The organism is Bradyrhizobium barranii subsp. apii (assembly GCF_011516635.5).
Taxonomy (GTDB): domain Bacteria; phylum Pseudomonadota; class Alphaproteobacteria; order Rhizobiales; family Xanthobacteraceae; genus Bradyrhizobium; species Bradyrhizobium barranii.
The window spans coordinates 2,337,279-2,362,286 of sequence record NZ_CP096255.1; the positions used below are offsets into that span (position 1 = coordinate 2,337,279).

General features: G+C 64.2%; 22 protein-coding genes. 7 read left to right on the forward strand and 15 right to left on the reverse strand.

Annotated elements, in window-relative coordinates; genetic code table 11:
- The first annotated feature begins 5 nt into the window (after nucleotides 1–5).
- A complete protein-coding gene (locus HAP41_RS11155) occupies nucleotides 6–452 on the forward strand; it encodes a DUF4399 domain-containing protein (protein ID WP_166102381.1) in 447 nt (148 codons plus the stop codon).
- Here HAP41_RS11155 and HAP41_RS11160 read toward each other — a convergent pair whose 3' ends face one another.
- The 10 genes from HAP41_RS11160 to pqqA all read right to left on the reverse strand — a co-directional run bounded on the left by HAP41_RS11160 (nucleotide 453) and on the right by pqqA (nucleotide 10,577).
- Nucleotides 453–1,508 (reverse strand): 2-oxoacid:ferredoxin oxidoreductase subunit beta, encoded by a 1,056-nt coding sequence (locus HAP41_RS11160; RefSeq protein WP_014492810.1) that lies wholly within the window; start codon nucleotides 1,506–1,508, stop codon nucleotides 453–455.
- Complete coding sequence (locus tag HAP41_RS11165; protein WP_166102378.1) at nucleotides 1,505–3,352, reverse strand: 2-oxoacid:acceptor oxidoreductase subunit alpha; 1,848 nt, start codon at nucleotides 3,350–3,352, stop codon at nucleotides 1,505–1,507. The genes HAP41_RS11160 and HAP41_RS11165 overlap by 4 nt, the downstream gene beginning before the upstream one ends.
- Complete coding sequence (locus HAP41_RS11170; protein WP_166102372.1) at nucleotides 3,322–5,121, reverse strand: FAD-dependent oxidoreductase; 1,800 nt, start codon at nucleotides 5,119–5,121, stop codon at nucleotides 3,322–3,324. The genes HAP41_RS11165 and HAP41_RS11170 overlap by 31 nt, the downstream gene beginning before the upstream one ends.
- A gap of 235 nt (nucleotides 5,122–5,356) precedes the next feature.
- On the reverse strand, nucleotides 5,357–6,034 hold the full coding sequence (locus HAP41_RS11175; RefSeq protein WP_166102369.1) for a DUF4286 family protein: 678 nt from the start codon (nucleotides 6,032–6,034) through the stop codon (nucleotides 5,357–5,359).
- Between the two features lie 142 nt (nucleotides 6,035–6,176).
- Nucleotides 6,177–7,163 carry a prolyl aminopeptidase gene (gene pip, locus HAP41_RS11180; protein WP_166102366.1) on the reverse strand — a complete coding sequence of 329 codons (987 nt, stop codon included), beginning with the start codon at nucleotides 7,161–7,163 and terminating at the stop codon, nucleotides 6,177–6,179.
- Entirely contained in the window at nucleotides 7,153–8,346 is a 1,194-nt protein-coding gene (gene pqqE / locus HAP41_RS11185; RefSeq protein WP_166102362.1) for a pyrroloquinoline quinone biosynthesis protein PqqE, read from the reverse strand. Before pqqE ends, pip begins: the two co-directional genes overlap by 11 nt.
- Nucleotides 8,343–8,654: a pyrroloquinoline quinone biosynthesis peptide chaperone PqqD gene (gene pqqD, locus HAP41_RS11190; protein ID WP_166102358.1), complete on the reverse strand. Its 312-nt coding sequence runs from the start codon at nucleotides 8,652–8,654 to the stop codon at nucleotides 8,343–8,345. Before pqqD ends, pqqE begins: the two co-directional genes overlap by 4 nt.
- A gap of 12 nt (nucleotides 8,655–8,666) precedes the next feature.
- Nucleotides 8,667–9,422, reverse strand: a complete 756-nt coding sequence (gene pqqC / locus HAP41_RS11195) for a pyrroloquinoline-quinone synthase PqqC (protein WP_175618535.1) — start codon at nucleotides 9,420–9,422, stop codon at nucleotides 8,667–8,669.
- Nucleotides 9,423–9,442: 20 nt separating this feature from the next.
- Complete coding sequence (gene pqqB, locus HAP41_RS11200; RefSeq protein ID WP_166102354.1) at nucleotides 9,443–10,372, reverse strand: pyrroloquinoline quinone biosynthesis protein PqqB; 930 nt, start codon at nucleotides 10,370–10,372, stop codon at nucleotides 9,443–9,445.
- 124 nt (nucleotides 10,373–10,496) lie between these two features.
- Complete coding sequence (pqqA, locus tag HAP41_RS11205) at nucleotides 10,497–10,577, reverse strand: pyrroloquinoline quinone precursor peptide PqqA (protein ID WP_007595659.1); 81 nt, start codon at nucleotides 10,575–10,577, stop codon at nucleotides 10,497–10,499.
- Nucleotides 10,578–10,825: 248 nt separating this feature from the next.
- Here pqqA and HAP41_RS11210 point away from each other — a divergent pair, with 248 nt between their 5' ends.
- The 5 genes from HAP41_RS11210 (at nucleotide 10,826) to tarD (ending at nucleotide 14,783) form a co-directional block, all read left to right on the forward strand.
- The gene (locus HAP41_RS11210; protein WP_063981427.1) at nucleotides 10,826–11,083 is read left to right on the forward strand and encodes a DUF6894 family protein; all 258 of its coding nucleotides are present in this window, start codon (nucleotides 10,826–10,828) and stop codon (nucleotides 11,081–11,083) included.
- A 211-nt stretch (nucleotides 11,084–11,294) separates the two neighbouring features.
- Complete coding sequence (locus HAP41_RS11215) at nucleotides 11,295–12,695, forward strand: amidase family protein (RefSeq protein ID WP_166102347.1); 1,401 nt, start codon at nucleotides 11,295–11,297, stop codon at nucleotides 12,693–12,695.
- A 2-nt stretch (nucleotides 12,696–12,697) separates the two neighbouring features.
- Nucleotides 12,698–13,174 (forward strand): glutathione peroxidase, encoded by a 477-nt coding sequence (locus HAP41_RS11220; protein WP_166102344.1) that lies wholly within the window; start codon nucleotides 12,698–12,700, stop codon nucleotides 13,172–13,174.
- The gene (locus HAP41_RS11225; protein ID WP_015684132.1) at nucleotides 13,171–13,428 is read left to right on the forward strand and encodes a DUF3297 family protein; all 258 of its coding nucleotides are present in this window, start codon (nucleotides 13,171–13,173) and stop codon (nucleotides 13,426–13,428) included. The genes HAP41_RS11220 and HAP41_RS11225 overlap by 4 nt, the downstream gene beginning before the upstream one ends.
- A 185-nt stretch (nucleotides 13,429–13,613) precedes the next feature.
- Nucleotides 13,614–14,783: a D(-)-tartrate dehydratase gene (gene tarD / locus HAP41_RS11230; RefSeq protein ID WP_166102341.1), complete on the forward strand. Its 1,170-nt coding sequence runs from the start codon at nucleotides 13,614–13,616 to the stop codon at nucleotides 14,781–14,783.
- A 123-nt stretch (nucleotides 14,784–14,906) separates the two neighbouring features.
- Here the strand turns inward: tarD and HAP41_RS11235 are convergent, their stop codons facing one another.
- The 4 genes from HAP41_RS11235 to HAP41_RS11250 form a co-directional block, all read right to left on the reverse strand.
- Nucleotides 14,907–15,842 carry a DUF418 domain-containing protein gene (locus HAP41_RS11235; RefSeq protein WP_248577194.1) on the reverse strand — a complete coding sequence of 312 codons (936 nt, stop codon included), beginning with the start codon at nucleotides 15,840–15,842 and terminating at the stop codon, nucleotides 14,907–14,909.
- Nucleotides 15,843–16,241: 399 nt separating this feature from the next.
- Complete coding sequence (locus tag HAP41_RS11240; RefSeq protein WP_166102332.1) at nucleotides 16,242–17,690, reverse strand: MmgE/PrpD family protein; 1,449 nt, start codon at nucleotides 17,688–17,690, stop codon at nucleotides 16,242–16,244.
- A gap of 230 nt (nucleotides 17,691–17,920) precedes the next feature.
- Entirely contained in the window at nucleotides 17,921–19,273 is a 1,353-nt protein-coding gene (locus HAP41_RS11245) for a malonyl-CoA decarboxylase (RefSeq protein WP_166102326.1), read from the reverse strand.
- A gap of 252 nt (nucleotides 19,274–19,525) precedes the next feature.
- On the reverse strand, nucleotides 19,526–20,332 hold the full coding sequence (locus HAP41_RS11250; RefSeq protein WP_414643371.1) for an AraC family transcriptional regulator: 807 nt from the start codon (nucleotides 20,330–20,332) through the stop codon (nucleotides 19,526–19,528).
- 53 nt (nucleotides 20,333–20,385) lie between these two features.
- Here HAP41_RS11250 and HAP41_RS11255 point away from each other — a divergent pair, with 53 nt between their 5' ends.
- Entirely contained in the window at nucleotides 20,386–21,558 is a 1,173-nt protein-coding gene (locus tag HAP41_RS11255; protein ID WP_166102319.1) for an MFS transporter, read from the forward strand.
- Nucleotides 21,559–21,839: 281 nt separating this feature from the next.
- Here HAP41_RS11255 and HAP41_RS11260 read toward each other — a convergent pair whose 3' ends face one another.
- Complete coding sequence (locus HAP41_RS11260) at nucleotides 21,840–24,998, reverse strand: efflux RND transporter permease subunit (RefSeq protein WP_166102316.1); 3,159 nt, start codon at nucleotides 24,996–24,998, stop codon at nucleotides 21,840–21,842.
- Nucleotides 24,999–25,008: the final 10 nt, after the last annotated feature.

Here is a 25,008-nt window from a genome sequence, read left to right on the forward strand (position 1 = left end):
TTTCGATGCAGATCATTCGTTGCGCCGCCCTGGCGGCGGCGCTCGCATTGCTTCCAGGCGTCGCCTATCCGCAGGGCAAGACCGCTCCCAAGGATGCCAAGCTTTATTTCATCACCCCGCGTGACGGGCAGAAGGTTCGCGGCGGGTTCTGGGTCCGGTTCGGCTTGCGCAACATGGGCGTGACGCACGCCGGCGACGAGTACCAGAACGCCGGCCATCATCATTTGCTGGTCGACGTCAACGATCCCATCGATCCCAAGGAGCCGATCCCGCAGGACAAGTCGCATCTGCACTTTGGGGCGGGGCAGACCGAAACCCAGCTCGAACTTCCACCCGGGACGCACACGCTGCAGCTGGTGCTGGGCGACGCGAAGCACTATCCGTTCGAGCCACCTGTCGTATCGGATAAGATCACCATACGTGTCAGGCAGCCGGGCGAGCGCGGTAGATGATCACCGCAGGCTGGCGTTGAACTTGTCCAGCGCCGCCGAGCCCGGGCACAGCGTGTCCGCTTCCAGCGTATTGAGCGGCGTCTCGACCGTGTTGAGATGCGCGTGCAGATCTTCCGCATCGGGATCGACGTAGAGCAGACCGGTGACGATCTGGCCCTTGGCGGCGTGCTTCTGGAGGAAGGTCTGGGCACCGAGCCGGTCGTGCGGGTCGTAATCCGCGTCGATCTTGCGCAGCGCGATCTTGCTGCCGTCGTGCTGCTCGACCACCTGAACCGTTCCCGGCGCGTAATCGACGGCGATGGGATCGCGGCCGACCAGCACGTCGAGCCGGTTCACGGCGTCATTGTGCTCGCGCACATAGTCGAAGCTCTTTGTCGAACCGGCGTGGTTGTTGAAGGCGATGCAGGGGCTGATGACGTCGATGAAGGACGCGCCCTTGTGGCGGATCGCGGCGGCGATCAGCGGCACGAGCTGGGTCTTGTCGCCGGAGAACGAGCGCGCGACGAAAGTGGCCCCTAGCTGCAGCGCGATCGCGACGAGGTCGATCGCGTTGTCGGTGTTGGTGACGCCCTTCTTGGACTTCGAGCCGCGGTCGGCGGTGGCCGAGAACTGGCCCTTGGTCAGGCCGTAAACGCCGTTGTTCTCGACGATATAGGTCATGTTGACGCCGCGCCGGATCGAATGCGCGAACTGGCCAAAGCCGATCGAGGCGGAATCGCCGTCGCCGGAGACGCCGAGATAGATCAGATCGCGATTGGCGAGGTTGGCGCCGGTCAGCACGCTGGGCATGCGGCCGTGCACCGAGTTGAAGCCGTGCGAGTTGCCGAGGAAATAGTCCGGCGTCTTCGACGAGCACCCGATGCCCGAAATCTTCGCGACCCGGTGCGGTTCGATCGAGAGCTCGTAACAGGCTTCGATGATCGAGGCCGTGATCGAGTCGTGGCCGCAGCCGGCGCACAGGGTCGAGATCTTGCCCTCGTAGTCGCGGTGCGTGTAGCCGAGCTCGTTCTTCTTGAGGCCCGGATGATGAAACTTCGGCTTTGCAATGTAGGTCATGACACGGCCTTGCGGAGCGGGGTCACCTTGAGGTGATCCTGGTGGTCGCCAATGGCTTTTGCGATGAAACGGGCGGTGATCGGTGTGCCGTCATAATGCACGATCGGCACCAGGCGCACCGGGTCGATGCCGTTCTCGTTGACGATGAGCTGGCGGAGCTGGGCGTCGCGGTTCTGTTCGACCACGTAGACGAAGTCGTGCTCGGCGAGGAAGCTCGCCACGCTCGAGTGGAACGGGAAGGCGCGGATGCGCAGGCGGTCGAGCTGATGTCCGCGTGCCTCCAGCAGGCCGATCGCCTCGTCCATCGCCGGCGAGGTCGAGCCGAAATAGATCACGCCATATTTGGTCGGCCGTTCCGCGTTGGCCTGGAGCGGGCGCGGGACCAGGTCCTGCGCGGTCTCGAACTTGCGCACCAGACGCTGCATGTTGTCGGCATAGACCGAGCCTTCCTCGGAGTAGCGCGCATAGCGATCGCGCGAGGTGCCGCGGGTGAAATAGGAGCCCTTGGTCGGATGCGTGCCGGGATAGGTGCGGTAGGGAATGCCATCGCCGTCGACGTCGAGATAGCGGCCGAAGTCGCGGCCTTCCTCCAGCATCTCCGTGGTCATCACCTTGCCGCGGTCAAACTGTTTCGCGTCGTCCCACTTTAGCGGGCGGCAAAGACGGTGGTTCATCCCGATGTCGAGGTCGAGCATCAGGAAGATCGTGGTCTGGAGCCGTTCGGCAAGATCGAATGCGGCCGCCGCGAACTCGAAAGCCTCAGCCGGATCTTCCGGGAACAGCAGCACGTGCTTGGTGTCGCCATGCGAGGCATAGGCGCAGGCGATGATGTCGCATTGCTGGGTGCGGGTCGGCATGCCGGTCGAGGGACCGGCGCGCTGGATGTTCATGATCACGGCCGGAATCTCGGCGAAATAGGAGAGGCCGATGAACTCGGTCATCAAGGAGATGCCGGGGCCGGAGGTCGCGGTGAAGGCGCGGGCGCCGTTCCAGGAGGCGCCGATGACGATACCGATTGAAGCCAGCTCGTCCTCGCCCTGCACGATGGCGTATTTCGCCTTGCCCGTTTCAGGGTCGTGCCGGTACTTCTTGCAGTGGGCGGTGAAAGCTTCCGCCACCGACGAGGACGGCGTGATCGGATACCATGCGCAGACGGTGGCGCCGCCATAGACCGCACCGAGCGCGGCGGCGCTGTTGCCCTCGATGAAGATGCGGTCGCCGACCTTGTCGGTTTTCTTCACCCGCAGCCCGATCGGGCATTTCAGGTTCTGCAGCGCCCAGTCGCGGCCGAGATGCAGCGCATGGACGTTGGAGGAGAGCAGCTTCTCCTTGCCCTTGTACTGCTCGCCGATCAGCTGCTCGATCAGCTTCGGGTCCATGTCGAGCAGCGCCGAGAGGCTGCCCAGATAGATGATGTTCTTGAACAGCTGGCGCTGGCGCGGATCGGTGTAGGTCGAGTTGGTGATCGCGGTGAGCGGCACCCCGATCACGGTGATGTCATCGCGGAATTTGGTCGACGGCATCGGCTTGGTGGAATCGTAGAACAGATAGCCGCCGGGCTCGATGCCGGCGATGTCCTTGTCCCAGGTCTGCGGGTTCATCGCCACCATCATGTCGACGCCGCCACGGGCGCCGAGATGGCCGTCTTCCGTCACCCGCACCTCGTACCAGGTCGGCAGGCCCTGGATGTTGGAGGGGAAGATGTTGCGGGGGGAGACCGGAACGCCGTGACGCAGGATCGCGCGCGCGAACATCTCGTTGGCGCTGGCCGAGCCCGAGCCGTTGACGTTGGCGAAGCGGACGACGAAGTCGTTTACGCTGCTGAGCGGCTTTTTATCGGACATGTCGAACCTGAGTAAGTCATCTCGATGAAATATTTCTGCATGTCCCAGGCTCCGGTGGGACAACGCTCGGCGCACAGCCCGCAATGCAGGCAGACGTCCTCGTCCTTAACCATCACGCGCCCGGTCTTGAGATCAGAGGACACGTAGAGGTCCTGGTCCGGATGCGGCGAGGGCGCCTTCAGGCGCTGGCGTAGGTCGCTTTCCTCGCCATTATCAGTGAAGGTGATGCAGTCCATCGGGCAGATGTCGACGCAGGCGTCGCACTCGATGCAGAGCGAGGTCGAGAACACGGTCTGGACGTCGCAGTTCAGGCAGCGCTCGGCTTCGCCCAGCGCCAGCTTGACGTCGTAGCCGAGCTCGACCTCGGTTCGGATGTCCTTCAGCGCAATCACCTTGTCGCGATGCGGAACCTTGAAGCGCTTGTCGTTGGAGATGTCGTTGTCATAGCTCCATTCGTGGATGCCCATCTTCTGCGAGGAGATTTGCACCTCCGGCAGCGGCCGTTCGGTGATGTCATCGCCCGAGAGCATCTTGTGGATCGACAGCGCGGCGTCGTGGCCCTGCGCCACGGCCCAGATGATGTTCTTCGGGCCGAACGCGGCGTCACCACCGAAAAACACTTTCGGATTGGTCGAGACGAAGGTCTTCGGATCGACCTTGGGCATGTGCCATTTATCGAACTCGATGCCGCAATCCTGCTCGATCCAGGGGAAGGCGTTCTCCTGGCCGACCGCGACCAGCACGTCGTCGCAGGGAATGGTCTGATCGGGGTCGCCCGAAGGCACCAGATTGCGGCGGCCTTTGGCGTCGTATTCGGCTTTGACGTGCTGGAAGGTGACGCCGATGAGCTTGCCGGCGACATGCTTGAATGCCACCGGCACCATGTAGTTGAGGATCGGGACGTCCTCGTGGATCGCGTCTTCCTTCTCCCAGGGCGAGGCCTTCATCTCCTCGAAGCCGGAGCGCACAATGACCTTCACGTCTGCGCCGCCGAGGCGGCGCGCGGTGCGGCAGCAATCCATCGCGGTGTTGCCGCCGCCGAGCACGATCACGCGCTTGCCGATCTGGTCGGTGTGGCCGAACGACACCGAGGACAGCCAGTCGATGCCGATATGGATGTTGGCGGCAGCTTCTTTCCGGCCGGGAACGTCGAGCTCGCGTCCGCGCGGTGCGCCGGAGCCGACGAAGATCGCGTCGTATTTCTCCGCGAGCAGCGCCTTCATGCTCTCGATGCGGTGGCCGCCTTTGAATTCGACGCCGAGATCGAGGATGTAGCCGGTCTCCTCGTCAATGACCGAATTGGGCAGGCGGAATTTCGGGATTTGCGTGCGCATCATGCCGCCGGCCTCGGGATCGCCGTCGAACACGGTGCAGTGATAGCCGAGCGGGGCAAGATCGCGCGCCACCGTCAGCGAGGCGGGGCCACCGCCGACGAACGCAACGCGCTTGCCGTTCTTCGGCGAGGGGCGCGGCAGCCGCTGCCTGATGTCGTCCTTGAAATCAGCGGCCACGCGCTTGAGGCGGCAGATCGCGACAGGCGTTTCCTCGACGCGTCCGCGACGGCACGCCGGCTCGCATGGACGATCGCAGGTGCGTCCCAGAATTCCGGGAAACACGTTCGATTTCCAATTGATCATGTAGGCGTCGCTGTAGCGGCCTTGTGCGATCAGTCGGATGTATTCGGGAACCGGGGTGTGTGCAGGACAGGCCCACTGGCAATCGACCACTTTGTGAAAGTAGTCGGGGGCCGCGATATCGGTCGGTTTCATTCCTACCCTGTCCGCACAGGCCCAAAGACCCGGCGGCCTTTTCTTGAGCTTGGCGAACGCTAATGCGCGTCGATCTGGTTTATGAATGACGTCATTGGGTTAGCTTATTAGAACCGTTCCGAAGTACAACGGCAAATTTACGCGATCACCTGCTTTCATAGGTGCTGCGCGCGCTCAGCATTAACGGCCGCGCGCAAGATGCGTGCGGTGCAATATGTTGCGTTGCGGATGGCCGCTAGCCGGGCGCGATATCGCTCTTCGCGAGATCCCACATCAGGCTGTAAGTGCCGACGGAGACGGGAAGCGGGAAGGGCGATGCTGCGGGACCGGTGAAGCGTTCGGCAATGACCGCGGAGACCGCGCCGACATGCGTGCCGTCGATCAGCACGAACCAGTCGCGCGCGCCCTCATTGCGCTCCGCCGGAATGTCGGCCGTTGCGCCCGACAATTCCGGCTCGCTTTCGAGCAGATGCATCGAGATGATGCCCTCGCGCTCCCCGGGCGTCAGCTTTTCGTGCAGTGCATCACGCCATGTCCCGGCGTTGTCGGCGCTCGGCCGGAGCCGCACCAGCCCGAGTGCTGCGCCGCGACCGGTGCCCTTGCTGATGGTGATGCGCGCGACGACGCGCAGCATGTTCTTGAAATGCGCCATGGTCCGCCGCGACCATTCGGTCTGGTTGGCGAGGCGGGCCCGGTAGGCGGGACTGTCGAGCACGTCGAGCGTCGCGGTCGAGTACAGCGAGAGATATTTGGGATTGGCGGCATGCGCGACATAGCGCCGCGCCTCCAGGAAACCCTCGATCGCGACGCGCTCTTCCAGATGCTCGCGATCGTACCAGCGGTTGAAATCGGCCTCATCTGGAACGTCGATGTTCATCGACGTCAGCAGCATGCCTTGCCCGGCGAGCGGCATTGTTCTTGTCCTTCCATTCAGACCCTCATGGCGAGGAGCCACGAAGTGGCGTCGCGAACCATGAAGGCCCCGGTGCTAGATCCGGGCCTTATCCTTCGAGACGCGCTCCTTTTGGAGCGCTCCTCAGGATGAGGAGATGGATCTAGCGCGCGGCTTTCGACGCGAGATCGGCGATCGACTTCATGACTGCGTCCCGCACGCCGGCATCATAGAGCGAATGTCCGGCTTCTTCCACGATCCGAATCTCGGAACCCGGCCAAACTTTCGCAAGCCGCTCGGATGTCTCAGGAGGGCACAACAGATCGTAGCGGCCCTGCACGATGATGCCGGGAATGCCGGCGAGCTTGCCCGCATTCCGCAACAGCTGGTTGTCCGTCATGAAGCTGTCGTGGACGAAATAATGCGCCTCCATGAACGGCGTCGCAGGCAGCGTGCGCCACACGTTCAGCGATGCGAGGTCCAGCCGCGTCTTGGCCGCCTTGTGCTCAGACAGGACGCGCTCGGTGTCGTGCCAGGCCCGCGCGGCGGGACCATGCACGGCCGGATCGGCATCGAGGATGCGGCGCCAATAGGCGTCCACCGGGTGTGCGCGCTCATCGGGCGGCAGCACGCTCAGAAAATCCTCGAAGAGCGCTGGATAGAATTGTGACAGGCGCGATGTGAAAGCGGTTTCGACCTCGGCGCGGGTGCCCAGGAAGGTTGCGCGGAGCGCAATGCCGGAGACACGCTCGGGATGCGCCTCGGAATAAGCCAATGCCAGCGTCGCACCCCAGGAGCCGCCGACCACCATCCAGCGGTCGAAGCCAAATTTCTCGCGGATCTTCTCCATGTCCGCGATCAGATGCGCCGTCGTGTTGTGCTCGCGCGATCCCTTGGGCCGGCTGCGACCGCAGCCGCGCTGGTCGAACAGCACCGCGCAGAAGCGCTCGGGATCGAACAGCTTGCGATGGTCGGGTTGGCAGCCGCTGCCGGGCCCGCCATGCAGATAGATGGCGGGGACGCCGTCAGCACGACCGACGCTCTCGACATAGAGCTCGTGGCCGTCGCCGACGTCGAGCATGTCGGAGGTCAGCGGCGCAAAGGGATCGGCGCGTTTGGCCGCTGCGGCCGCGTCGGCGTCAGGCATCATTCCCGGATTCCAGAGTGCCGCCGGCAAAATTGCGATAGAGGAAGCGGTTGGTCTCGCCCTCGGCCTCGCGCTCGGCCTGCTTGAAGATGGTCTCGTGCAGCGGCGACAGCGCGCAGGCCGGATCGGTGTTGGCGGCGTCGCCCGTCAACGCAAAGGCCTGGCAGCGGCAGCCGCCGAAATCGATCTCGCGGAATTCGCAGGTCTTGCACGGCTCCTTCATCCAGCCGGTGCCGCGATAGCGGTTGAAGGCGTCCGAGTTCTGCCAGATCCAGGCGATCGAATGGTTGGAGCGCACGGATTCGAACTCGAGCCCGGTGATGCTCTCGGCGGCGTGGCAGGGCAGCACCTTGCCGGCGGGCGAGATGTTGAAGAACTGGCGGCCCCAGCCGCCCATGCATTTCTTCGGCCGCAGCGCGTAATAATCGGGAACGACATAGTCGATGGCGAGTGTGCCCTTCAGCCGCTCGCGCGCCTCCTCGACGAGGCGGGTGCATTCGTCGAGCTGCGCCACGGTCGGCATCAGCGCGGCGCGGTTCTTCAGCGCCCAGCCGTAATACTGGACATTGGCGACCTCGAGCCGGTCGGCGTCGAGGTCAACAGACATCTGGATGATGTCGGGGAGCTGGTGCAGGTTCTGCCGGTGCATCACCGCGTTCACGGTGAGCGGCAGATCGAGCTCGCGGGTCCATTTCGCCACTTCTAGCTTCTTGCGGTGACCGTTCTTGTAGCCGGCGACGCGGTCGGCGATGCCTTCCTCGACACCCTGGAAACTGATCTGCACATGGCAGAGCCCGGCATCCGCAAGCTCGCTCAGCCGCTCGCGCGTCAGCAGCACGGCCGAGGTGATCAGATTGGTGTAGAGGCCGGCGTCGCTGGCATGCTTGACCAGCTCGACGAGGTCTTTCCGCGCGGTCGGCTCGCCGCCGGAGAAATGCACCTGGAGCACGCCGATCTCGGCGAGCTCGCTCAGCACCTTCTTCCACTCCTCGGTCGTCAGCTCCTTGCCGGAGCGGTCGAGCTCGACCGGGTTGGAGCAATAGGGGCATTGCAGCGGGCAGCGATGGGTGATCTCGAGCAATACGGCGAGCGGAATGCCGAACGTCTCCGCTGTCGAGCGTTGCTTCTCCAGCACCGCTAGGCTGTCGCTGATGTCGGGCGGAAGATTGCCGAGCAGGTCGCTCATGACGTCTTCTCCCGGGCCTCGGTGAGAAAGCCCTTGTCGGCGAGATCCTGGAGCATAACGATGACGTCGGCCAGGATCGCTTCGCGCGGCGCGGCGTATTTCGCGGCCAGCTGGTCCGCGACGTTCCCGACATTGCGCTCGCCGTCGCAGAGCTGCAAGACCTCGACCGCGATCTCGTCGGGCGCCAGCACCCGTTCCGGCGCCAGGATCACCCAGACCTGTCGCGTCTCGTCATATTTCAGCTTGGCATGCCGCGGCAGCACCGGGCGGCTTGCCTCGCTGACGCTGATGTTCCGCGGCCCGGCCATTGCGCTTGTCCCTCAGCTCGCTTTGGGCACGAACGCGCCCGGCGGAATGTGGCCCTCGACATAGGCGTGCTGGAGTGCGTCCAGCTGCACCCACAGCACGTTGGTCTTGAAGATCAGCGCGTTGCAGACGGAGGCGCGCTGCTCCGGCGTCGTGGCATGCGCCTTGACGTAGTCGAGCGCGAAACCGGCATCGCGCGGCGCCTGCGCCAGCCGCCGCTTGAAGTAGCTCATGATGTCGGGATTGACGAAGTCGTAGTGCTCCAGCATGCCGGAGATGCGCTCCTCGTGAAGGTTCGGCGCGAACAATTCGGTGAGCGAGGAGGCGATCGCCTCCAGCGGGCTCTTCTCGCGGCAGTAATGGACATAGGCTTCGACCGCGAAGCGCGTCGCCGGCAAGATGCCTTCGGTCGATTCCACATAGGCCGTGTCGAGGCCGAGGCCTTCGGTCAGCTTCAGCCAGCGCTCGATGCCGCCCTCGCTGCCGACGTCGCCGTCATGGTCCTCGATGCGGTGGCGCCATTCCAGCCGCGTGGCGCGGTCGCGGAAGCGCGAGATCACCACGGCGTCCTTGATCGGGATCGTGCTCTGGTAATAGTAGCGATTCAGCGCCCAGGCCTGCACCTGGCCCTTGTTGAGCTTGCCGCCGTGCAGCAGCTTATGGAACGGATGCAGGCTGTGATAGCGCGTAGCACCAATGTGGCGCAGCGTCGCCTCAAGCTCCTCGGCCGAGTTGAGCCTGATGTCCTTGCCAACAGAGAGCGCGGTCATTCCAGTCAGTGACGCGGCATTCACAGCACGATCTCCGTTCCGTCGGCGGGTATCCGCCAGCCCGCGGCCTCAAGCGCTTTACGCTCGGGCGTATCGGGCAGCAGCGCGGGATTCGAGTTATTGATATGCAGAAACATCTTCCTGTCGAGAGTGAGGTCGGCGAGGCGCGCGATCGCGCCATCGTGACCGGACATCGCGACATGGCCCATGCTCTTGCCGGTCTTGTGGCCGAGCCCGGCCTTGATCATCTCGTCATCCTGCCAGACCGTGCCGTCAAAGAACACCAGTGCGGCGCCGTCGATCTCGGCCTTGAGCGCATCGGTCACCTCGGCGCAGGCGGCGATGAAGTAGAAGCACTTGCCGGTGCTCTTGTCCGTGATCTTCAGGCCCAGCGTATCGCCGTCGCCGGTCTCGCCGCCGGGATGCGCCTTGCCTTCCAGATACCACGCCGACTTGCCGGGCACCGCGAAGGGCAGCACCTCTATCCCTGAGCGCGCGCCATCAGGCAGCCGCGGCTCGAACGGCTCGTGGATGGAAATCGGCTGGCGCTGTACGTTTTTCTCGTTCAGCACGTTGAAGATGCTGTTGCTCTTCAGGATCGCCAGCACCTTCTGATGCGCATAGACCGTGAAGGGTGAGCCCTCGCGCATCGACAGCAGACCCGCGACCGCATCCACCTCGCTGTTGGTCAGGATCACGCCTGCAACAGGCGTATGGCGCAGCGCGCCGGCCTTGGGATGCAGCTGCGGCGTGGCGTTCAATTGCTCGCGAAGGTCGGGGGATGCGTTGATCAGGAACCAGTGCTCGCCATCGCCACTGAACGCGACCGAGGCCTGGGTTCTCTGAAGCTCCTGGCCGTTTTCACGGGCCGCCCGGCAGCCCTCGCACCCGCAATTCCATTGCGGGACTCCGCCGCCGGCCCCGGCGCCCAGGACGACGACGCGAAGCATAATACGTCTCCTGGAGGGAACGTCGCGAGGTGGATCTCAGGCCGACACGGACGCCGACAAAGTTCGTGTCTTCCGGAAACCGATCGTGACCGAAAGATCCACCTGCGCAGAAACCACCAACCGCTTACTTGCGGGTGGCGCTCACATACATGTTGATTTCCATGCCACAGGGCACTTCGACGATCTTCGGGGCTTTCCAAGCCATTTTGGCTCTCCATTTTCACGAATTCGGACGTATCCGCCCAACGGTTAAAGTAATGCGAGCAGAAAACTTCGCTAGTGAAATCTTCCCGAGAAAGCCATGTTGCGCCGCGAAAATGATGGTGGAACATCACTTCCCGTGATGCTGCCTTGCGCGTGGCGCATTCGGTCGCGAACCCTGTCCTGATAAAGCAGTTGTGAGTGCAGTGCAGCTTTCAATCCGGTACAGGCCTCCCAATTTGGACCCTCGTGATGCCCAGATACTTCTTCAACACCCGCATCGGCGACGAATTGATCGTGGATCCCGACGGAGAGGACCTGCGTAACCCCGATCGCGCCTGGGAGGTCGCCCGCCAGATGATCCTGGAGGTGGTGAAGTCGGAGGGCGCCCAGCCGGCGCTCATGGAGGCCGTCATCGAGGTGACCGACGACGACGGGGAGATCGTGCTCGAATTCCCCTTCACCGAGGCCCTGCTGGACATCCCGGATCAGTCCGCGACCAGGCATTGAGGCCCCCGCTCTCCCCGGTCATTGCTAGGAGCCCTTGCGACGAAGCAATCCAGACTGTCTCCGCGGAGGGATTCTGGATTGCTTCGCTGCGCTCGCAATGACGGAGAATGAGGCGCCACCCCGACGCCAAACCCGCTCTTCCTCCCCGCGAAATCCGCATGGCTTTGCCGCGTTCCCGGCGCTAAAAGACGCCGGTTAAACGGAGCAAGCCATGCAAGATCTCTGGCGCCTGTCGGCCGCCGACCTCGCTACCCTCGTCAAATCCAAGAAGGTCTCCGCCAGGGAGGCGGCCAAGGCCGGTTTGGCCCGCCTGGACGCCGTCAATCCCCAGCTCAACGCGGTGATCGACCACCGGCCGGAGGACGTGCTCAAGCAGGCTGACGCCGTCGATGCCGCCATCGCGAGGGGTGAGGATCCCGGCGTGCTCGCCGGCGTGCCCGTCACCATCAAGGCCAATGTCGACCAGGAAGGCTTTGCCACCACCAACGGCCTGAAACTCCAGCGCGACCTGATCGCGCGCGAGGACAATCCGGTGGTCGCCAATTTCCGCAAATCCGGCGCCATTCTCCTTGGCCGCACCAATTGCCCGGCCTTCTCCTATCGCTGGTTCACCACCAATCTGGTCCATGGCGACACCAAGAACCCCCGCGACGCCTCGCTGACCCCGGGCGGCTCGTCCGGCGGCGCCGGCTCGGCGGTCGCGGCCGGCATCGGCCATATCGCCCACGGCACCGATATCGCCGGCTCGATCCGCTATCCCGCCTATGCCTGCGGCGTGCACGGCCTGCGCCCGACCTTGGGCCGCATCCCCGCCTTCAACCCGGCGCTGCCGGAGCGTCCGATCGGGCCGCAGATCATGGCCGTGTCGGGCCCGCTGGCGCGCACGGTCAACGATCTCAGGATCTCGCTCGAGGCCATGTCGGCCCGCGACATCCGCGACCCCTGGTTTGTGCCGGCGCCGCTGGAGGGCCCCGCGCGGCCGAAGCGCGCCGCAATCTGCCTCAACCCGGACGGGCTTGCGACCAAACCGGAGGTGAAGGCCGCCGTGACTGACGCCGGCAAGCGGCTGGAGCGTGCCGGCTGGACTGTCGAGGTCATCGAGAACACGCCGCCGATGCGCGAGGCGGTCGAGTGGCAGAGAAAACTCTGGCTTGGCGACGGCTATGAGGCGCAGCTGGAGATGGCTGAGCGCGAAGGCGATCCCGGTGCGCTGGCCTGCCTGCGCGGCAATCGCGCCAAGGTCACGCCGATGGACCAGGCGGACTACGCCAAGGCGCTCACGCGCCGCGCCACGCTGACCCGCGACTGGATGCTGTTCTTCGAAAAATATGCCGTGGTGCTCACGCCGGTGTCCGGCGAGTTGCCGTTCCCGGATCATCTCGACCGCAAGGACAGTGAGTCCTTCGAGCGTGTCTGGGAGGCGCAGATGCCGCAAATCGCGACCCCGTTCATGGGACTGCCGGGCCTCGTGGTCTCCACCGGTCTCGTCGGCAAGGCGCCGGTCGGCGTGCACATCGTGTCCGGGCGCTATCGCGAGGATCTGTGTCTGCTCGCAGGCGAAGCGATCGAGGCGGGCGGCGTGCCGCCGTCGCCGATCGATCCCGTGGGTTAGCGATGTCTGTGATCTACGACTTCAAGGCCAACTCGCTTCTCGGCGAGGAGGTGCCCATGCGCCGTTTCGAGGGGCAGGTGCTGCTGATCGTCAACACCGCGAGCAAATGCGGCTTCACGCCGCAATATCGTGGGCTCGAGGATCTCTATCGCGACCTCTCGCCGCGCGGCTTCTCGGTGCTCGGCTTTCCCTGCAACCAGTTCGGCGCGCAGGAGCCGGGGCCGGCGAGCGAGATCCTGGCCTTCTGCTCCACCAACTACGACGTCACCTTTCCCCTGTTCGAGAAGATCGACGTCAACGGCGCCCATGCGCACCCTCTGTATGACTACCTGAAACGCCAGCAATCCGGCCTGCTGGGCGCCTCCATCAAATGGAATTTCACCAAATTCCTCGTGGACCGTGCCGGCAAGGTGATCGCGCGCTACGCGCCGACCGCCCGTCCCGAAGGATTGCGGCAGCAAATCGAGACCCTGTTATGAGCGAGACAATCATGAGCGACGAATTTCCGGACCGCCTGTCGGTCGACCCGAACAGCCCCTACTACAACGCGGACATTCTTTCGCGCGACGTCGGCATCCGCTTCAAGGGTGTCGAGAAGACCAATGTCGAGGAGTACTGCATCAGCGAAGGCTGGGTCCGCGTCACCGCCGGCAACGCCAAGGACCGCCACGGCAATCCGCTGACCATCAAGGTGCATGGTCCGGTCGAGCCGTATTTTCGAGACAAGAAGTAAGCGCGCCGCGCTCGCTCCTCGTCATTGCGAGGAGCACGCTCTCTCCCCGTCATTGCGAGCGACTTGTCCGCCATAGCTCGAAGAGCGACGGCGGAAGCGAAGCAATCCAGAATCTTTCCGCCGTGACAGTCTGGATTGCTTCGTCGCTTCGCTCCTCGCAATGACGAAAGTGAAAGGCCAAGCCCATGTCCGTCCGCATCGTTGACGTCCGCGAGATCACCAAGCCGATCTCTTCGCCGATCCGCAACGCCTATATCGACTTCACCAAGATGACGACGAGCCTCGTCGCCGTCGTCACTGACGTCGTCCGCGACGGCAAGCGCGTCGTCGGTTACGGCTTCAACTCCAACGGCCGCTACGGGCAGGGCGGCCTGATCCGCGAGCGCTTTGCCTCGCGCATCCTGGAGGCCGATCCGAAGTCGCTGCTGAATGCGGCCGGTGACAATCTCGACCCCGACAAGGTCTGGGGCGCGATGATGACCAACGAGAAGCCGGGCGGCCATGGCGAGCGCTCGGTCGCGGTCGGCACCATCGACATGGCGGTGTGGGACGCGGTGGCGAAGATCGCAGGCAAGCCGCTGTTCCGGCTGCTCGCCGAACAGCACGGCGTCAAGGCCAATCCGCGCGTGTTCGTCTACGCCGCCGGCGGCTACTACTATCCCGGCAAGGATCTCTCGATGTTGCGCGGCGAGATGCGCGGCTATCTCGATCGCGGCTACAACGTCGTGAAGATGAAGATCGGCGGCGCGTCGATCGAGGACGACCGCACCCGCATCGAGGCGGTGCTGAAGGAGATCGGCAAGGACGCGCAGCTCGCGGTCGATGCCAACGGCCGCTTCGATCTCGAGACCGGCATCGCCTACGCCAAGATGCTGCGGGACTATCCGTTGTTCTGGTACGAGGAGGTCGGCGATCCCCTCGACTACGCGCTGCAGGCCGCGCTCGCCGAATTCTATCCGGGCCCGATGGCCACGGGCGAAAACCTGTTCAGCCACCAGGACGCGCGCAACCTCATCCGCTATGGCGGCATGCGTCCCGACCGCGACTGGCTGCAATTCGACTGCGCGCTGTCCTATGGCCTCTGCGAATACCAGCGCACGCTGGAGGTCCTGAAAACCTACGGCTGGTCGCCAAGCCGCTGCATCCCGCACGGCGGCCACCAGATGTCCCTCAACATCGCCGCCGGCCTCGGCCTCGGCGGCAACGAGAGCTATCCCGACCTGTTCCAGCCCTACGGCGGCTTCCCCGATGGTGTGCGCGTCGAGAACGGCCACATCACCATGCCCGACCTGCCGGGCATCGGCTTCGAAGGCAAGTCGGATCTCTACAAGGAAATGAAGGCGCTGGCGGAGTAGCCCGACTGCTGCACCACACTCCGTCATTGCGAGCGCAGCGAAGCAATCCAGATTCTCTCCACGGAGCCAGTCTGGATTGCTTCGTCGCAAGGGCTCCTCGCAATGACGGCGGAGGGACCTTGGTCACTGCACGCCCTCCACCCGTGACAACAACATCGGCTGCAGTGCACCATACATCAGCGTGCGCCACAGCCATTCGATCGGGCCGTATCGGTAGTGGCGCAGCCACCATGCGCTGAACAGCACCTGTCCGACGTAGACGGCGATGCCGATAGCGAGGGCCTGGGTGATGCCGAGCCGTCCGAACAGGCCAAGGCCGTAGCCGTAGAAGATCCAGCCGAAGATGAGCGATTGTGCGACGTAGTTGGTGAATGCCATCCGGCCGAGCGGCGCGGCCCAGCCGAGCAGCCTCTTGCCGCGTCCGAAACTGGCGATGAAGAGGATGGCGGCACCATAGCCCAGCGCCAGCAGGATGTTGCCGAGCGGCTCGATGCCAAAGTAAAGCAAGGCCGCGCCGAGACAGATAGCCGGAAGCGCGATGACGAGCAGGCCGCGGGCATTTTGCAGAATGCCGCTCCGCCAGGCCAGCGCTCCGACGAGAAACAGCCCGATCGTGCGCAAGAAGACGAACGCGTGCAGGGACGCGATGAGAGGAATTTCGCGGAGACGAAACGCCAGCACGTCGAGGAAGCCGCCCGTCGCATAGATGCGATTTGCATCCATGACGTCCCGCCAGATCGCGGTCCTGCCGGGAAACAACCCCGCGGGCGGAAAGGCCTGCATGGCCAGATACAGCGCGAGAGACGCCAGCGCGGCGAGCGTCAGCAACCAGCGCGGGCCAAACAGGAACGGCAGCACGATGAATCCCGCCAGTGCATATTCGGTGAGGATATCGCCGTTCCAGATCAGGCACAAATGAATGACGCCGAACACCAGCAGCACAGCGAGCCGCCGCAGGAGCAGGAAAGTGCGGCGCTCGCTGTTCGCGAGCCGGTCGAATTGAATGGCAAGGCCTGCGCCGAACAGCAGCGAGAACAGCGCAAACGCCTTGAGCTCCACGGCCTGCGTCAGGATCGTTTCGACGGCGCGATCAACCGGCGAAGCAAGCGTTCTGGCACCAAGAAACTGCTCGAAGATCGAAATGCGAAATTCCATGACCACGTTGATGGCCATGACGCCGAACAGGGCAATGCCCCGCAGCACGTCGATGGCGTCGATTCGGTCCGAGGGGCTTATTGGCCGGGGAGATGCGGCACCATCGGATGTCATGGAAGAATTCCAATTGTAGCTCGACGACGCGTGGCGCGGGGCGAGATGCCTGCCACACGCTCCGTCATTGCGAGCGCAGCGAAGCAATCCAGAATCTCTCTGTGGAGGCAGTCTGGATTGTTTCTTCGCAAGAGCTCCTCGCAATGACGATGTGGCGAAAGTCTGCCATTCCTTACGAAATTTCGCTCCTCACACGCGTTGCAGCAGCGGCCGCAAGCTGCGGATGTCGGTCACAGCCTCAATCTCATACACCGACTTGATCAACCGCTCGGCCTTCTCGCCGCCGACCACTGGGGCAATCAGATCGCGCGCCTTGTCGATGACCTCGTCGCGCGTCATCGGGTTGCGCGGCGTGCCGCGCACGGCGGTGACGCGCTCGGAGAGGCGGCTTCCATCAGTGAGCTCGATCTCGACGACGGCGACGCGCACCGGCAATAGTTTGGCCAGCTCCTCGTCGCGCACCAAATTCACCTTGGCGCGCTCCTTCAAAACCGCCGCGTCCTGCATGCGCGGCTTGTCGTGCGCGGCGTGGAACGAGGCGGTCTTGTCGAGCAGCATCACGGCGACCATGTGCTGGAGACAGATGTCGGGGATGTCGCGGTTGTCCACGACCTCGGCGACCGACGGCGCGAGGCGCACGGTCACGCGCTTGACCTCTCCGGCCTCGAACGCCTGCTTGCTGCGGATGGCGTAGACCGCATCGAGCGGTCCCTGGATCGGTGAACCCACCGTCCATTTCTTGATGTCGGTGCCTGCGATCTCGTAACGCTCGCCAAGCTTCTCCACGAGTTTGCCGGTCGCAGCCTTCGGCGCATAGGCCAGGAAGTAATTGTCTGGCCCTGAGAACACGTCGTCGACGCCGTTCCAGTCCGAACGCACCAGCAGTGCCGACGTCACGCCGTTTCGGGCCGGCATGCCGGCGAACACAAACCCTTTCTCGATATGGTCGACGTCGCGCCGCCACACGATGAAGCCGGAGGATTGCTGCGCGGCATAGTCGAGCACCCAGCGCATCCGGCGCGCGTCGAAGCCGGCGACGCTAGCCGCCGCAGCGGAAGCGCAGAACGTGCCGGAAATGCTGTGCGTGCTCAGCACGCTTTCATAGCTGAAATCGGCCCCGCCCATCGCCATCACCACGCGCGTGCCGACGTCATAGCCGAGCGTCACCGCACGCAGAAAATGGGCGCCGTCGATTCCGAGGTGTTCGCCGAGCGCAAGTGCCGCGGGAACAGTCGAACTGCCGGGATGCGAGCGCGACGGGCTGTGCGAATCGTCGGTCTCGTCGGCATGCGCCATGACGCCGTTGGCAAGCGCAGCCTCGACTGGCGACGCGGTGAGCGATGTGCCGGCAATGGTCGATGTCCCCTGCGCAGCATTGGCGCGAATGTAGCGCTGCGCCGCCTGACCGGGCGGCAGCTCCGATCCTGATATCATCGACGCCAGCGTATCGAGGATGTGGTGCTTTGCTTGTTCGACGACTTCGGGTGGCAGCGCGCGGGTTTTCGCAGCGCTCATGTAGTCGCACAGCGCCGTCATTTCTGGCCCGGAGCCAGATCCCTCCGCGAAACTCCGTGCGGGCGCGAGGGCGAGGCTGGTGGCAGCGGCCGCGGTGAGGCCGAGGAAGTCGCGTCGGTTCATGGTGTCCCGTTCTTGAATGCAGGAATCCGATGAACCGTCTAGCGCTCAAGACGGCCGCATGTCCAGTCGGCGCCGCATCCACAACCCAGCTGTCATGCCCCGCGAAGGCGGGGCATCCAGTACGCCGCGGCGAATGTGGTTAGGGCGAGCTCTTCAACGCCGGCCTCTGGAATACTGGATCGTCCGCCTTCGCGGACGATGACACCGTCTCTGGAGCGACATCTCCGCGCTTACGACAGCCGCATGTCCAGCAGCCTGCGCCCCTCGCCCTTGAGCAGCTTCTTCACCGCGCTCGACGCCACGACCTCGCCGTCGTTGGCGTAGGCTTCGTGGTTCTTCTCGATGTCGTCGAGGCGGTAGAGGTAGTTGACCATCACGCCGGCGGACTCGCGCGCGCCTTTCGGCGAGAGGTCGCCGAGCCAGTTGATGCGCTCGAGCCGTGCGCCGTTGCCGAGATGGAAGCGGGCGACGGAATCGATCAGCTTGCCCTTCGGCGTGCGCGCCTTCAGGAAGTAATAGGCCGCGAGCGGCTCGATCACGGTGCGGAGCAGCGTCGTCGTCTCGGGGTTCTCGAACCATTTGGGATCGTCGAGGCGCTTCAGCACCTCGCGGTCCTCGTCCGAGAGCGGCAGGTCCCTGTCCTGCTTCACCCATTGCATGAAGCCCGGCACCGGCGAGAGCGTCACGAAGGTGTCGAGTTTTGGCGTCTCGCGGCGCAGCTCTTCGACCACCTGCTTGATCAGGAAGCTGCCGAAGGAGATGCCGCCAAGCCCGCGCTGGGTGTTGGAGATCGAATAGAACACCGCGGTGCGCGCGCGCTCGATCGGCAGATGCTGGCGGTCGACCGCCAGCAGCGGCGCGATCGCACCGGGGATCGTCTCGGTCAGCGCCACCTCGACGAAGATCAGGGGCTCGTCGACCATGGCGGGATGGAAAAAGGCGTAGCAACGCCGGTCGACCGGGTCGATGCGGCGGCGCAGATCGTCCCAGTCGCTGATCTCGTGCACGGCTTCGTAACGAATGATCTTTTCGAGGATGTTGGCCGGGGTCGACCAGTCAATCCGGCGCAGCACGAGAAACCCCCTGTTGAACCACGACGAGAGAAGGTGCGAGACGTCGCGATCGAGCGCGGCGAGATCGGTGTGCCCGTTCATCATGCCGAGCAGATCGGCGCGCATGTTGACGAGATCGCCGGTGCCGCCCGGCGCGCGGTTGAGGCGGCGGATCAGCTCCTGCCGGCGCGGCTCGGAGGCGAAATGCAGCGAGCTCGCGTCTTCGTCACTGGGACTGGCGCGCCATTTTTCGATCGCCTTGGACAGGCGTTCGCGATCGGGGCCGAAATCGCGCACCAGGGCTTCGAAGAAGGCGTGGCGTCCTGCCGCATCCAACTCCTGGTAGATGTCGAGCACCTCACGCGCCATGGCGGTGCCCGAAGCTTCGCCACGACCGGACAGCAGCGCACCGCAGAGCTCGATCAGGCCTTCGGCATCGTGCTTGGTGTCGTCGGAATCCCCGCGGCGCAGCAGCGTGCGGCCGCGATCGGAGATGGTGGCGAGCAGGTCTGAGAAGAAGGCGTTGGCCATCTGGTCGTTTCGATTCCGGTTTGTGCGCTGCGGAAGCTTACACGGGATTTAGGCGGAAGCCGATCACAATCAAGCAGGGGAATTTTGTATCTTTCGTGGTGCCATGCGCCACCAGGAAAGCTGTCATGCCCCGCTACGGCCTGTCATGCCCCGGCCTGACCGGGGCATCCAGTACGCGGCGGCCTCTCGGCTCAATCACGGCCGTCTCTGGAATACTGGGTCGCCCGGTCAAGCCGGGCGACGACACCGTGACTATTTCCCCGCAAACTCCGTCGGGGTCCGCCCAGTCACCTGACGGAATGCTGCCGAAAACGCCGGCACGCTGGCATAGCCGAGCTGGGTGGCGAGCTGCTTCACCGACACATTGGCGTCGGTCGACAGCCGCTGGATCGCCGCCGCAACCCTTGCGCGCTGGCACCAGCTCTTGAAGCTCAGTTGCGTCTCGGTCGAGAACAGCCGCGACAGCGTGCGCGCCGAGGTTCCGACTTCGCGCGCCAGCGTGTCGATGTCGTGCAGGCCGGTGGGATCGTCGAGCACGATCATCGCGGCGCGCCGGCAGCGCGGCTCATGCGGCAATGGAACGAAGGTCGCGGAATCCTCGGCCTCGTGCAATTCCAGCATCACCAGGCGGACCAGCAGCTCTGTGCGCTCCTCGGTGTTGCGTGCGTCGAATAGCGCCAGGATCGCCTGATTGAGCAGCGGCGATACCCGTACCACGAATTCCTTGGTGAGCCCCTCATAGCGTTGCTCGTGCTTGAGCCAGGGCAGGTCGAAATACAGCGTGCGCATCTCGATGTCGGCGAGCAGGTCGATGGCATGCTCGAGCCCGGCCGGCACCCAGACGGCGCGGTCCGGCGGCACCAGCCAGCGTCCCCCGGGCGTCGTCACCTGCATCGTGCCCTTGGCGGCATAGATCAGCTGCGCCTCGCGGTGCATGTGCAGATCGATCCGCATGCCCTTGGGATAGTCGCGGGCGACGAGGTGCACGCCCGCGGGCGAGCGATGGTTGCTCCGGACCTCCCTGAGAATTGGCGTTTCCAAGACAGTCATTGGCAGCATCCCGTCATGCCCAGGACATATAACTCATTTCGGAGCAGGAGAGGATTCGGGAAATGAACAGCCCCAGCCGGGTGATCAGTTTCGTCAACGCAGGCCATTTCGTCGACCATTATTCGATGCTGATCTTCGCCGCCGCCGTGATCATCATGGGGCCGGCGCTCGGCATGGCCTATTCGGAACTTCTGCCCTATGCGACGCCGGGCTTCGTCGCCTTCGGCGCCGGCTCGCTGCTCACCGGCTGGCTCGGGGACCGCTGGAGCCGCCGCCACATGATGCTGATCTTCTTCGTCGGCATCGGTGCTTCCATGATCTCGGTCGGCTTCGTGCAGACTCCGGCTCAGCTTGGCGCGGCGCTGTTCGCGATCGGCATTTTTGCCTCGATCTATCACCCCGTCGGCACCGCGATGATCGTGTCCTATGCCGACCGGCTCGGCCGCGAGATGGGGATCAACGGCGTCTGGGGCAATCTCGGCGTTGCCTCCTCCGCGCTGGTCACCGGCGTGATTGGCCAGTATCTCGGCTGGCGTTTTACCTTCATCGTGCCCGGTGTCGTCACCATCATGATCGGCATCGCCTTTGCGATGATGGTCGTGCACGAGGACCGCAAGGGCTCGAAGCAGGCGGCAGCTCAAGCGCGCGTGGCGAAGAAAGACATGTGGCGCGTGATCCTGTCGCTGCTGATCGTGGTCATCGCGATCTCGACCACGTTCAATGCGGTCACCGTCGCGCTGCCAAAACTGTTCGCGGAACGGCTTGCGGACCTGACGAAAAGCCCGGCGCTGCTCGGCGTCATCGCCGCCTGCGTCTACGTGTTCGGCGCGATGACCCAGTACACGATCGGCCGGCTGCTCGACCGCTACTCGCTGAAGACCGTGGCGCTGCCGCTGTCCTTCATGCTGGCGCCGTTTCTGTATCTCGCCGCGAGCCTGTCCAATCTGCCGCTGATCCTGGTCTCGATCGGCATCGTCATGGGTGCGTTCGGGCAGGTCACGGTGAACGATGCCATGGTCGGCAAATACACCAGCGAGGAATGGCGCTCGCGCGCCTATGCGGTGCGCTATTTTATCGGCTTCACCGCCGCGGGCGCCTCCGTCGGCCTGGTCGCCTGGCTCTACGAGCAGGGCGGCTTCGTCACTATGCTGCACGCCTTTGCCGCGCTCTGCCTGCTGGCGATCGCCGCCGCGATCATCCTGCCGCGCGAGATCAGGACGCCGGCGGCGGCATGAGGGATTGAGGCGGGCGACCGCCGCCACATCGTCATTGCGAGCGCAGCGAAGCAATCCAGAATCTGTCCGCGGAGGGACTCTGGATTGCTTCGCTGCGCTCGCAATGACGGGGAATTTGGCGGCACATCGTGCATGCCACCCATCATGCCATTCTGCCAGTGTTTTGCCCGACGTGTCAAAGCACTGGAACGCTCCAGAAACCCCAATGCCATCAGCGCCGTTCTACTGTGCATGGGGTTGTTTTCGACTTTTTTGTTCGAGCAGGCTTCCGCGGACGATACCTAAGGCTTCACCTCGGCCACCGTCTTTGCCTTCGGCGCCTTCTTCGACGCGCGCCAGTTCTCGAAGCGCTGCACCACCACGAAGAAGGCCGGCACGAACAGCACCGCAAGGCAGGTCGAGGCCAGCATGCCCGAGAATACGGTGATGCCGATCGACTTGCGGGCGCTGGCGCCGGCGCCGGTCGCGATCACCAGCGGCACCACGCCGAGGATGAAGGCGAACGACGTCATCAGGATCGGCCGGAAACGGGCGCGCGCCGCCTCGATCGCGGATTCCAGCACCGGCTTGCCGTCGCGGCCGTGCAGCTCGAGCCCGACCTCGACGATCAGGATGGCGTTCTTGGCCGACAGCGCGATCAGCAGGATCAGGCCGATCTGGCAATAGAGGTTGTTGTCGATCTTCAAGGCGTTGAGGACCAGCATGGGCCCGATCAGCGACAGCGGCACCGCGAGGATCACCGAGATCGGCGCGTACCAGCTCTCGTACTGGCCGGCGAGCACGAGATAGACCAGCAGCATGGCAAGGCCAAACACCCAGTAGATCTGGTTCGAGACGGCTTTCTCCTGATAGGACATCGCGGTCCACTCATAGCCCGTGCCCGGCGGCAGAGTCTTGTCCGCGATCTCCTCCATCAGCTGCAGCGACTGGCCGGACGAGTAGCCCTGCGCCGGCAGGCCGACGATGGTCGAGGAAGGGTAGAGGTTGTAGAGGCTGATCAGCGACGGGCCGGTGGCCGGCGTGATCGTGGCGACGGTGCCGATCGGGATCATGTCGCCGTTCGAGTTGCGTACCTGCATGTTGGCGATGTCGCGCTCGGTGACGCGGAATGCCGGATCGGCCTGGGTATAGACCTGGAACACGCGTCCGAACTTGTTGAACTGATTGACGTAGGACGAGCCGAGATAGGTCGACAGCGCCGCGAACACCTGATCGGTGGTGACGTGCAGCGTCTGGGTCTTGATGCGGTCGATCTCGACGTTGAACTGCGGCACCGAAGAGCGGAACGAGGACGATACGCGCTGCAGCGCGCTCTGGCTCTGGGCGTTGGAAACCATCGCGCCGGTGATGGCCTGGAGCTTTGCAAAATCGCTGTTGCCGTCGCGCAGCTCGACCTGCATCGAGAAGCCGGCCGCGTTGCCGATGCCCTGGATCGGCGGCGGCGGCAACACCAGGGTGCGTGCCTCCATGATGGTCGCGAGCTTGTCGTTCAGCCCGTAGACCAGCGAACGCAGATCTTCGCCGGGCCCTTTGCGCGCCGACCAGTCCTTCAGGATGATGTAGGCGACGCCGGCATTGGCAAGGCTGGCGCTGTTGTCGAGCGCGGAGATGCCGGCGATGGTGATGACCTGCTGGACACCCGGCGTGTCCTTGATCAGCTCGCTCGCTCTGTCGAGCACCGTCTGGGTCCGCTCCAGCGCGGCGCCGTCGGGCAGTTGCACGGCGGCGATCAGATAGCCTTGGTCCTCGATCGGCAAGAAGCCGGTCGGCACCCGCGACAGGCCGTAGCCGCCGATCCCGATCAGCACCAGTGCGAATGCGACCGAGATCGTGCTGTTCCTGCACAGCACGCCGATGAGGCGCGTGTAGCCCCGCTCGACACGGTCATAGACGGCGTTGAAGCCGCGGTAGAAGAAATTGCGCTGCTCCGGCGGCACCGTCGGCCGCAGCCAGAGCGCGCATTGCGTCGGCTTCAGCGTGGCCGCGTTGATGGCGGATAGCAGCGCGGTCGCCGCGATCACCAGCGCGAATTGCGAATAGATGCGCCCGGTGAGGCCGGCGAGGAACGAGGCCGGCAGGAACACCGAGATCAGCACCAGGGTGATGCCGACGATCGGCGCGAACAGCTGGTCCATCGCCCTGATCGCGGCGTCGTGGCCGTTCATGCCCTGCTCGATGTTGTGCGCGGCGCCTTCGACCACGACGATGGCATCGTCGACGACGATGCCGATCGCGAGCACGATCGCGAACAGCGTCGACATGTTGATGGTGAAGCCGAGCGCCGCCATCGCCGCGAACGCGCCGATGATGGTGACGGGCACGGTGGTCGCCGGCACCAGCATCGCGCGCCAGTCCTGCAAGAACACCAGGATCACGACCAGCACCAGCAGGCCGGCCTCGATCAGCGTCATGTAGACCTCGTGCACCGAGGCCTCGACGAATTTGGTGGTGTCGAACGGCGTGTCGTATTTGATGCCTTCGGGGAATCGCTTTGCAAGCTCCGCCATCTTCTTCTCGACGGCCTGCTCGACCTGGAGCGCGTTGGCGCCCGGCGACTGGAATACGCCGATGCCGGTGGCCGGATGATTGTTCAGCGAGAAGATCTGGCTGTAGGTCTGCGCGCCCAATTCGACCCAGCCGACGTCGCGCACGCGCGTGACGTCGCCACTGGTGCCGGTCTTGACGATAATGTTCTCGAACTGGGTGGTGTCGTCGAGCCGGCCGTTGACGTTGAGGGTGTACTGGAACGCCTGTCCCGGCGGCGTCGGCGGCGCGCCGACCTGGCCGGCCGAGACCTGCTGGCTCTGCTGCTGGATCGCCGTGACGACGTCCGACGGCATCAGTCCGCGGACCTGGAGCTTGTTCGGATCGAGCCACACCCGCATCGAATACTGGCCGGCGCCGAACACCGTGACGTTGCCGACGCCGGGCAGACGCGAAAGCTCGTCGCGGATGTTGATGGTGGCGTAGTTGCTCAAATAAAGGCTGTCGAACGTCTTGTCCGGCGAGGTCAGCGTCACGAACAGCAGGATCGAGGTCGATTTTTTCTGGACGGTGACGCCCTGGTTCTGCACGGAGGTCGGCAACTGCGACAGCGCGCTGGAGACACGGTTCTGCACCAGCACCTGCGCGAAGTTGAGGTCGGTGCCGATCTTGAAGGTCACGGTCAGCGTATAGGTGCCGTCGGAGCCGCTGTAGGACTGCATGTAGAGCATGTCCTCGACGCCGTTGACCTGCTGCTCGATCGGCAGCGCGACTGTGTCGATCACGGTCTTGGCGCTGGCGCCGGGATAGCGCGTGGTGACCTGCACCGTCGGCGGCACCACATCGGGATATTGCGCGACCGCGAGGTTGAACAGCGCGACGCCGCCGATCAGGATCATCAGGAGCGCGATGACGTTCGAGAGGACCGGCCGCTCGATGAAGAATTTCGAGATCATGGCTGACGAC

Excerpts from the sequence above, each read along its gene's own strand:
- HAP41_RS11250 (WP_414643371.1), bottom strand. The coding sequence starts at position 20,332 with ATGCTGCCAATGACTGTCTTGGAAACGCCAATTCTCAGGGAGGTCCGG.
- HAP41_RS11245 (WP_166102326.1), bottom strand. The coding sequence starts at position 19,273 with ATGGCCAACGCCTTCTTCTCAGACCTGCTCGCCACCATCTCCGATCGC.
- HAP41_RS11255 (WP_166102319.1), top strand. The coding sequence starts at position 20,386 with ATGAACAGCCCCAGCCGGGTGATCAGTTTCGTCAACGCAGGCCATTTC.
- HAP41_RS11215 (WP_166102347.1), top strand. The coding sequence starts at position 11,295 with ATGCAAGATCTCTGGCGCCTGTCGGCCGCCGACCTCGCTACCCTCGTC.
- pip (WP_166102366.1), bottom strand. The coding sequence starts at position 7,163 with ATGATGCCTGACGCCGACGCGGCCGCAGCGGCCAAACGCGCCGATCCC.
- HAP41_RS11160 (WP_014492810.1), bottom strand. The coding sequence starts at position 1,508 with ATGACCTACATTGCAAAGCCGAAGTTTCATCATCCGGGCCTCAAGAAG.
- tarD (WP_166102341.1), top strand. The coding sequence starts at position 13,614 with ATGTCCGTCCGCATCGTTGACGTCCGCGAGATCACCAAGCCGATCTCT.
- pqqC (WP_175618535.1), bottom strand. The coding sequence starts at position 9,422 with ATGACCGCGCTCTCTGTTGGCAAGGACATCAGGCTCAACTCGGCCGAG.
- HAP41_RS11240 (WP_166102332.1), bottom strand. The coding sequence starts at position 17,690 with ATGAACCGACGCGACTTCCTCGGCCTCACCGCGGCCGCTGCCACCAGC.
- HAP41_RS11210 (WP_063981427.1), top strand. The coding sequence starts at position 10,826 with ATGCCCAGATACTTCTTCAACACCCGCATCGGCGACGAATTGATCGTG.
- HAP41_RS11225 (WP_015684132.1), top strand. The coding sequence starts at position 13,171 with ATGAGCGAGACAATCATGAGCGACGAATTTCCGGACCGCCTGTCGGTC.
- HAP41_RS11170 (WP_166102372.1), bottom strand. The coding sequence starts at position 5,121 with ATGAAACCGACCGATATCGCGGCCCCCGACTACTTTCACAAAGTGGTC.
- HAP41_RS11165 (WP_166102378.1), bottom strand. The coding sequence starts at position 3,352 with ATGTCCGATAAAAAGCCGCTCAGCAGCGTAAACGACTTCGTCGTCCGC.
- pqqE (WP_166102362.1), bottom strand. The coding sequence starts at position 8,346 with ATGAGCGACCTGCTCGGCAATCTTCCGCCCGACATCAGCGACAGCCTA.
- HAP41_RS11175 (WP_166102369.1), bottom strand. The coding sequence starts at position 6,034 with ATGCCGCTCGCCGGGCAAGGCATGCTGCTGACGTCGATGAACATCGAC.
- pqqD (WP_166102358.1), bottom strand. The coding sequence starts at position 8,654 with ATGGCCGGGCCGCGGAACATCAGCGTCAGCGAGGCAAGCCGCCCGGTG.
- HAP41_RS11220 (WP_166102344.1), top strand. The coding sequence starts at position 12,698 with ATGTCTGTGATCTACGACTTCAAGGCCAACTCGCTTCTCGGCGAGGAG.
- pqqA (WP_007595659.1), bottom strand. The coding sequence starts at position 10,577 with ATGGCTTGGAAAGCCCCGAAGATCGTCGAAGTGCCCTGTGGCATGGAA.
- HAP41_RS11260 (WP_166102316.1), bottom strand. The coding sequence starts at position 24,998 with ATGATCTCGAAATTCTTCATCGAGCGGCCGGTCCTCTCGAACGTCATC.
- pqqB (WP_166102354.1), bottom strand. The coding sequence starts at position 10,372 with ATGCTTCGCGTCGTCGTCCTGGGCGCCGGGGCCGGCGGCGGAGTCCCG.
- HAP41_RS11155 (WP_166102381.1), top strand. The coding sequence starts at position 6 with ATGCAGATCATTCGTTGCGCCGCCCTGGCGGCGGCGCTCGCATTGCTT.